Genomic DNA, 6,786 nt, shown 5'->3' with positions numbered 1-6,786 from the left:
CACCGCCAGGCGCGACAGCTCATTGCTCGCCGCACTCGTCTGATTCGCCCCGGTGGCCGACTGCACCGACAGGTCACTATCCCTGTAGCAGCTGGCGGAGCCTGCGTTCGGCTGCGAAGCAGTCGCTGAATCGGACACCGCGGTGCTTCAGGTGATTCGAGGACTCGGATTTTACGACTGCTTCGCAGCCGAACGCAGGCTTCGCCAGCTGCTACAGGGGGCGTGGCCGTTAGAGGCTGAACCGCCCAACCAGAGTGTTCAGGTCCACCGCCAGGCGCGACAGCTCATTGCTCGCCGCACTCGTCTGATTCGCCCCGGTGGCCGACTGCACCGACAGGTCACGGATGTTCACCAGGTTGCGATCCACTTCACGGGCCACCTGCGCCTGTTCTTCAGCGGCGCTGGCGATCACCAGGTTGCGCTCGTTGATTTCGACGATGGCGCTGTTGATGGTGTCCAGCGACATCCCGGCACCGCGGGCGATGTTCAGGGTCGATTCCGCGCGTTCGGTGCTGTTGCGCATTGAATCCACCGCGTGCTCGGTACCGCTCTGGATGCTGCCGATCATGCGTTCGATCTCGCTGGTCGACTGCTGGGTGCGATGGGCCAGGGCGCGTACCTCGTCGGCCACCACCGCAAAACCACGACCGGCCTCACCGGCGCGCGCGGCCTCGATGGCAGCGTTCAAGGCCAGCAGGTTGGTCTGGTCGGCCAGGCCACGGATCACGTCCAGCACCTTGCCGATGTCGCGGGATTCGTTGGCCAGGTCGCCGATCAAGGTCGCGGTGCTCTGCACATCGGCGCTCATGCGTTCGATGGCGCTGACGGTTTCCTGCACCAGGTCACGGCCGTCGCCGGCGGAGGTGGTGGCGTTCTTCGAGGCTTCGGACGTGCTGACTGCGTTGCGCGCGACTTCTTCCACGGCGCTGGTCATTTCGTTGACTGCGGTGGCGGCCTGTTCAATCTCGTTGTTTTGCCGGGTGAGGCCACGGGCGCTTTCGTCGGTGACGCTGTTGAGTTCTTCGGCAGCCGATGCCAACTGCGTGGCCGAGCCGGAAATCCGCTGCAGGGTGTCGCGCAGTTTGTCCTGCATCTTCGACATGGCCAGCAGCAAACGGCCGGCTTCATCCTGGCCGTCAACGGTGATCGGGCGCGTCAGGTTGCCTTCGGCAATCTGTTCGGCGGCGCCCAGGGCATTGGCGATCGGTTGGGTGATGCTGTTGGTGAGCAACCAGGCGAGCAGCAGCGTCAGGGCGGTGGCGATCACCAGCAGGACGATCACCAGGTTGAATGCCGAATCGTATTGATCCGCCGCCTGCTGGTTGGTGTCGTGGCTCTGCTGGGTGTTGATCTCCAGCAGCCGGTTCAGCACGGTGTTGACCGCTTCGGAATTGTTGAGCAAATCGGTGTTGAGCAAGCTGCGCAGTTCATCGACCTGATTGTTGCGCGACAGGGTCTTCATCCGGTCTTCGATCTGGCGGTACTGACCCAGAAGTTGTACGTATTGATCGTAGGTCGCACGTTCCTGCGGGCTGGCGATCAGCTTTTCGTAGGTCGCCTGGGCGGCGCGAATCTGTTGGTTGCGCATTTCCAGCAGTTCCATGGTTTTCTGCTGCACGTCCGGCTCGCGGTTCACCAGCAAGCGGTAGGACAGCACGCGCAGGCGCAAGGTGAGTTGGGTGAACTCGTCCAGGCTCTTGATGCTCGGCACACTGTTGTTGGTGATGTTCTCGGCGGCGCCGCGGATCTTGCTCATCTGATTCAAGGCAAACACCCCCAGAACCATCATCAAGCCGCCGATCAGCGCAAAGCTGAGGAACGCCCGAGGGGCGATATTCATATTACGAAGGGACATGGCGTTCACCGAAAAAGAGCGCATCCGTGCGGGGCTGAGGCTGCTGTATGGATGACTTATCGGTCGCCTGGCTGAAGTCTTGAGCCCCCCGTGTTTCAGCCGGTTGCACCTTATGGCGACGAAGTGCAGGAACCAGATCGGCCTGTCACAGTCTTTAAAACTCGCGAGGAAGGTTGCCCGTCAGCAAAATCAAGGCTTTGCGCCTGTATAACCCTGGCATCCAGGGTGACTTTTCTTTATCGTACGCGCCCTTTGAAAAAGCCCGGAAAATCAAAATGTTGGAAGCATCCCTAAGCCAATTGGAACAACTGGTCAGTGACCTGGTGCAACAGAACCAGACGTTGCTCGGCACCAACCAGACCCTGACCGCAGAACTGGCCCAGGCCAAGGATGAAAACGAAAGCCTGCAACTGAGCCTGATGGAGCAGGAAGAGAAGCAAGGCGCTACGGCGGCTCGCATCCAGGCCCTGGTTGAGCGCGTCAGTGCAGGCCCTGTCAGCGCATGAGTTACAACGCCGCAGGGGTAAAAGTCGTCTCGATCCTGGGGGAGGACTATTCGATCAAGGCACCGGCCGGGGAAGAACAGACCCTGCTGGACGCCGCGATGATGTTGAAGGCAGCCCTGGCCGAAACCAAGAGGAAGTACCCGACGCTGATCGGTGACCGACTGCTGGTGCTGGCGGCGATGAATCTGTGCTCCCGGCAGATCGAAATGCAGAAACAGCACAAGCTCGAACTCGACCGTTACCAAGAGCAAGTCAGCGCCACGGTTGAAGTGATTTCCAAGACGATCAATCAGGCCTGATCGGCTTTGCGCACAACCAAAGAATAGATTGTCGGTTGGCTTGTATACAATCGGCACGGCTGTTGCAGTGTTTCAGCCTCTTATTCTTTGGGGGTGCTCCATGCAGTTCTGGCGACGCAGTATTCAATGGCAGTTGATCCTGAGCATGGGCACCGCTCTGCTCGTCAGTATCCTGATCGTGGTTGGCATTTATACCCTGGTGGTCAACCGCCTCGCCCAGAGCTATCTGGTCGAGCAAGCCTTGCCGTCGAGCATCGAAGCGATGCGCAACGACATCGAGCGGATCCTCGTTCAACCCCTCACCGCCGCCAAGGACATCGCCAGCAACAGTATGGTGCGCGACTGGCTGGCCGGGGGTGAAGACGGTGCCCGGGCCGGCACCTTTTCTACCTATCTCGAAGGCGTCCGCGCCGAGCACAAGGCCTTTACCGCGATTATTGTCGGCACCGCGTCCAACCATTACTTCACCGAAAAAGGCCTGGACCGGACCCTCAGTCGTTCCAATCCGAAAGACGCCTGGTTCTACTCGTTTCTCGACAGCAACCAGCCGCGCACCCTCAATATCGATAACGACACGGCCACCGGAGAATTGGCGCTGTTCATCGACTTCAAAGTCGAGCAGGCCGGCAAAGTCGTGGGTGTTGCCGGGCTTGGCCTTAGCATGAAAGAGCTGTCTGAGCTGATCCACAATTTCAGCTTCGGGGAGCGCGGCAAGGTCTATCTCGTGCGTTCCGACGGTTTGATCCAGGTTCACCCAGAGGCGCAATTGAGCGGCAAGCGCACCTTGAACGAGCAGATTGGCGATGCGGCGGCACAAGCGGTGATGGGTCAAAATAACGCCACCCAAAGTGGTTTTGTGCGTGATGGCGAAGATTATCTGGCGTTGAGCTTGCCGCTGCGTGATCTCGGCTGGACCCTGGTGGCCGAAGTGCCGCAATCGCAGATCTACGCCGAAGCCCGCCGCGCCATGTGGATGAGCAGCGGCATCGGCCTGGCCGTAGCGCTGGTGTGCCTGTTGCTGGTGGTGCTGCTGGCCCGTGGGTTGGTACGACCGATTCGTCAGGTAACAGCGGCACTGGTTGCCATCGGTAGCGGTGGTGGAGATTTGACCCACCGGTTAGATTCCAGTCGAGCCGATGAGCTAGGCGATCTGGCTCGTGGTTTCAATCGCTTTCTCGACAGCCAGCGCGACATGATTGGTGAAGTGCTGACCACCAGCGAGCGACTGCGCACCGCTGTCGGCCAGGTTGCACGGGTTGTGGATAACACCGCTGAACGCTCCGGCCGCCAGCAGGAAATGACCGACATGGTGGCCACCGCAGTCCATGAAATGGGCCTGACCGTTCAGGAAATCGCCCAGAATGCCGGCAACGCGGCGGTCGCGTCGCAAACGGCTCGGGATGAGGCGATGCAGGCACGGGAAGTGGTGGGTGGCTCGATCCGCCATATTGAAAGCATGTCGGATGAAATCGGTGTCGCTGCCAGCGCTGTGGGTGAGTTGGCCCATCAGGTGGCGTCCATCGATCAGGTGCTAGCGGTGATTCGCGGGATTTCCGAACAGACCAATTTGCTGGCGCTCAACGCCGCTATCGAAGCGGCGCGGGCCGGGGACATGGGGCGTGGGTTTGCCGTGGTAGCCGATGAAGTGCGGACTTTGGCGCGGCGTACGCAGGCGTCAACTGATGAAATCCAGCAGATGATCGGTAGCCTCAAGCAGGGGGCGGAAAATGCGGTGTCGTCGATGCATTCCGGGCAAGCCGCGACGGGCACGGGGGTCGAGTCGAGCCAGCGTACCGGGGCTTCGTTGACCGCGATTACCGGGCAAGTGGAGCGCATCAGCGACATGAACCATCAGGTGGCGACGGCGACGGAAGAGCAATCGGCGGTCACCGAGGAAATCAATCGCAACGTGCAGGGCATTTCCGATCTGGCCCGGGCGACGGCGGGGGAGGTCAGGGCTTGTCGTGAGGACTGCCAGACGTTGCAGCGGTTGGCGGATGATCTGGCGCGGCAGATGGGTGGGTTCAAGCTGGGGTGATGTAGCGTCTGCGCGGACGTCTTCGCGAGCAAGCCCGCTCCCACATTTGAAATGCATTCATCTGTGGGAGCGGGCTTGCTCGCGAATGGATCTAAGCAGCACTACAAGTATTTGAGGCTAGAACCACTCATCCTGCATCCCCAGGCAAACATCATCCCGCGCCTCAAGAATCGCCAGTTCATGGTGGCAGCCCGGCACTTCCCACGTCAGGAAGTAACGCGCCGCCTGCAGCTTGCCTTTATAGAAGGCGACATCCGCCGCATTGCCCTTGGCCAGGCCTGCCTCGGCGCGGATCGCCTGTTCCAGCCAGCGCCAGCCGATCACGGTGTGACCGAACACCTTCAGGTACAGTGCCGAGTTCGCCAGGCTGCTGTTGACCTTGCCCTGGGCCAGATCGGTCAGCAGACCGATGGTCACGGTTTGCAGGCGCGCCACCAGTTTCTCCAACGGTTCGCGCAGCGGCGTCAGCGACTCGAATGCCTGGGCGCGTTCGGCGGTGTCGGCGATCAGGCGGATCAGCTGCTTGAGCCCGGCGCCGCCGTTCTGTGCCAGTTTGCGGCCCAGCAGGTCCAGTGATTGAATGCCGTGGGTGCCTTCGTGGATCGGGTTCAGGCGGTTGTCGCGGTAGTACTGCTCCACCGGGTATTCGCGGGTGTAGCCGTGGCCGCCGAGGATCTGGATCGCCAGTTCGTTGGCCTTCAGGCAGAACTCCGATGGCCAGGATTTGACGATTGGTGTCAGCAAATCCAGCAGTTCATGGGCCTGCTTGCGTTCGGCTTCGGTCGCAAGGGTGGTGGTGTCATCGAACAGCCGCGCCGCGTACAGGCCGAGGTCGAACGAGCCTTCGACGTAGGCCTTTTGCGTCAACAGCATGCGTTTGACGTCGGCGTGCTGAATGATCGCCACCGGCGCGGTGTTCGGGTCCTTGCTGTCCGGCACGCGGCCCTGCGGACGCTCGCGGGCGTACTCCAGCGAATACAGATAGCCCGCGTAGCCAAGCATCACCGCGCCCATGCCGACGCCGATCCGCGCTTCGTTCATCATCTGGAACATGTAGCTCAAGCCATGGTGCGGCTTGCCCACCAGATAGCCCACGCACTCGCCGTTATCGCCGAAATTCAGTGCGGTAGAGGTGGTGCCACGCCAGCCCATCTTGTGGAATAGCCCGGCCAGCAGTACGTCGTTGCGCTTGCCGAGGCTGCCGTCGTCGTTGACCAGGAACTTGGGCACGATAAATAGCGAAATGCCCTTCACCCCGGCCGGTGCGTCCGGCAGCTTGGCCAGCACCATGTGCACGATGTTTTCCGACAGCGGGTGATCGCCGCCGGAGATGAAGATCTTGTTGCCCTTGAGGCGATAAGTGCCGTCAGACGCAGGTTCTGCGCGGGTACGAATATCCGACAGCGACGAGCCCGCGTGGGGTTCGGTCAGGGCCATGGTGCCGAAGAAACGGCCATCGATCATCGGCTGCAGGAAGCGGCGTTTCTGCTCATCGGTGCCGAAGCTTTCGATCAGATTGGCCGCGCCCATGGTCAGGAACGGGTATGACGTCGAAGCCGCGTTGGCCGATTGAAAGTGCGCGAAGCAGGCCTGGGAAAGCAGTGTAGGGAGCTGCATGCCACCAGCGTCGAAACTGCGCGCGGCGTTGAGGAAGCCGGCTTCGAGGAAGGCGTCTACCGCCGGTTTCACTTCCGGAATCAGAATCGCCTGACCGTTCTCGTAGCGTGGCTCGTTCTCGTCGCCCTTGCGGTTGTGCGGGGCGAAGAACTTCTCGGCGATGCTGCGGGCGGTGCCAATGGCCGCATCGAAGGTTTCGCGGTTGTGCTCGGCGAAACGCTCACGCTGGGTCAGGCCCTCGGCATCGAGGACTTCATACAGCTCGAAAGCCAGATTGCGGGAACTGAGCAGCGTCTCGGACATGGCGGCCTACCTTTTGTTGGGATGGGCCGAGTCTAGTCTTGTGAATTTATGCTGAATAGCATGATTGATGAGCGTGATGGTAGGGCAGAGAAGCGACTTAGCAGGCACTACAAAACAATTGTGGGAGCGGGCTTGCTCGCGAAGAGGTCGTCACATTCAACATTTAAG

General features: G+C 60.7%; 5 protein-coding genes and 1 pseudogene. 4 read left to right on the top strand and 2 right to left on the bottom strand.

The features are described 5' to 3' along the window. Window positions 1-229: 229 nt before the first annotated feature. The gene (locus AC07W4_RS04605) at window positions 230-1,855 is read right to left on the bottom strand and encodes a methyl-accepting chemotaxis protein (RefSeq protein WP_495031672.1); all 1,626 of its coding nucleotides are present in this window, start codon (window positions 1,853-1,855) and stop codon (window positions 230-232) included. A gap of 275 nt (window positions 1,856-2,130) precedes the next feature. Here AC07W4_RS04605 and AC07W4_RS04600 point away from each other — a divergent pair, with 275 nt between their 5' ends. The 4 genes and pseudogenes from AC07W4_RS04600 (at window position 2,131) to AC07W4_RS04585 (ending at window position 4,698) form a co-directional block, all read left to right on the top strand. Further along, window positions 2,131-2,361 carry a hypothetical protein gene (locus AC07W4_RS04600; RefSeq protein ID WP_007971835.1) on the top strand — a complete coding sequence of 77 codons (231 nt, stop codon included), beginning with the start codon at window positions 2,131-2,133 and terminating at the stop codon, window positions 2,359-2,361. Then, window positions 2,358-2,660, top strand: a complete 303-nt coding sequence (locus AC07W4_RS04595) for a cell division protein ZapA (RefSeq protein ID WP_204930769.1) — start codon at window positions 2,358-2,360, stop codon at window positions 2,658-2,660. The genes AC07W4_RS04600 and AC07W4_RS04595 overlap by 4 nt, the downstream gene beginning before the upstream one ends. A gap of 100 nt (window positions 2,661-2,760) precedes the next feature. Next, window positions 2,761-3,834: pseudogene (locus AC07W4_RS04590) on the top strand (HAMP domain-containing protein); the annotation flags it as partial. An 18-nt stretch (window positions 3,835-3,852) separates the two neighbouring features. Next, on the top strand, window positions 3,853-4,698 hold the full coding sequence (locus tag AC07W4_RS04585; RefSeq protein ID WP_495031739.1) for a methyl-accepting chemotaxis protein: 846 nt from the start codon (window positions 3,853-3,855) through the stop codon (window positions 4,696-4,698). A 117-nt stretch (window positions 4,699-4,815) separates the two neighbouring features. Here AC07W4_RS04585 and AC07W4_RS04580 read toward each other — a convergent pair whose 3' ends face one another. After that, window positions 4,816-6,618: an acyl-CoA dehydrogenase gene (locus AC07W4_RS04580; protein ID WP_495031671.1), complete on the bottom strand. Its 1,803-nt coding sequence runs from the start codon at window positions 6,616-6,618 to the stop codon at window positions 4,816-4,818. Window positions 6,619-6,786: the final 168 nt, after the last annotated feature.

It is taken from the genome of Pseudomonas sp. GW821-FHT02A08 (genome assembly GCF_059422045.1).
This window is presented reverse-complemented; position numbering and strand designations above follow the sequence as displayed.

Excerpts from the sequence above, each read along its gene's own strand:
- AC07W4_RS04605 (WP_495031672.1), bottom strand. The coding sequence starts at position 1,855 with ATGTCCCTTCGTAATATGAATATCGCCCCTCGGGCGTTCCTCAGCTTT.
- AC07W4_RS04600 (WP_007971835.1), top strand. The coding sequence starts at position 2,131 with ATGTTGGAAGCATCCCTAAGCCAATTGGAACAACTGGTCAGTGACCTG.
- AC07W4_RS04595 (WP_204930769.1), top strand. The coding sequence starts at position 2,358 with ATGAGTTACAACGCCGCAGGGGTAAAAGTCGTCTCGATCCTGGGGGAG.
- AC07W4_RS04585 (WP_495031739.1), top strand. The coding sequence starts at position 3,853 with ATGATTGGTGAAGTGCTGACCACCAGCGAGCGACTGCGCACCGCTGTC.
- AC07W4_RS04580 (WP_495031671.1), bottom strand. The coding sequence starts at position 6,618 with ATGTCCGAGACGCTGCTCAGTTCCCGCAATCTGGCTTTCGAGCTGTAT.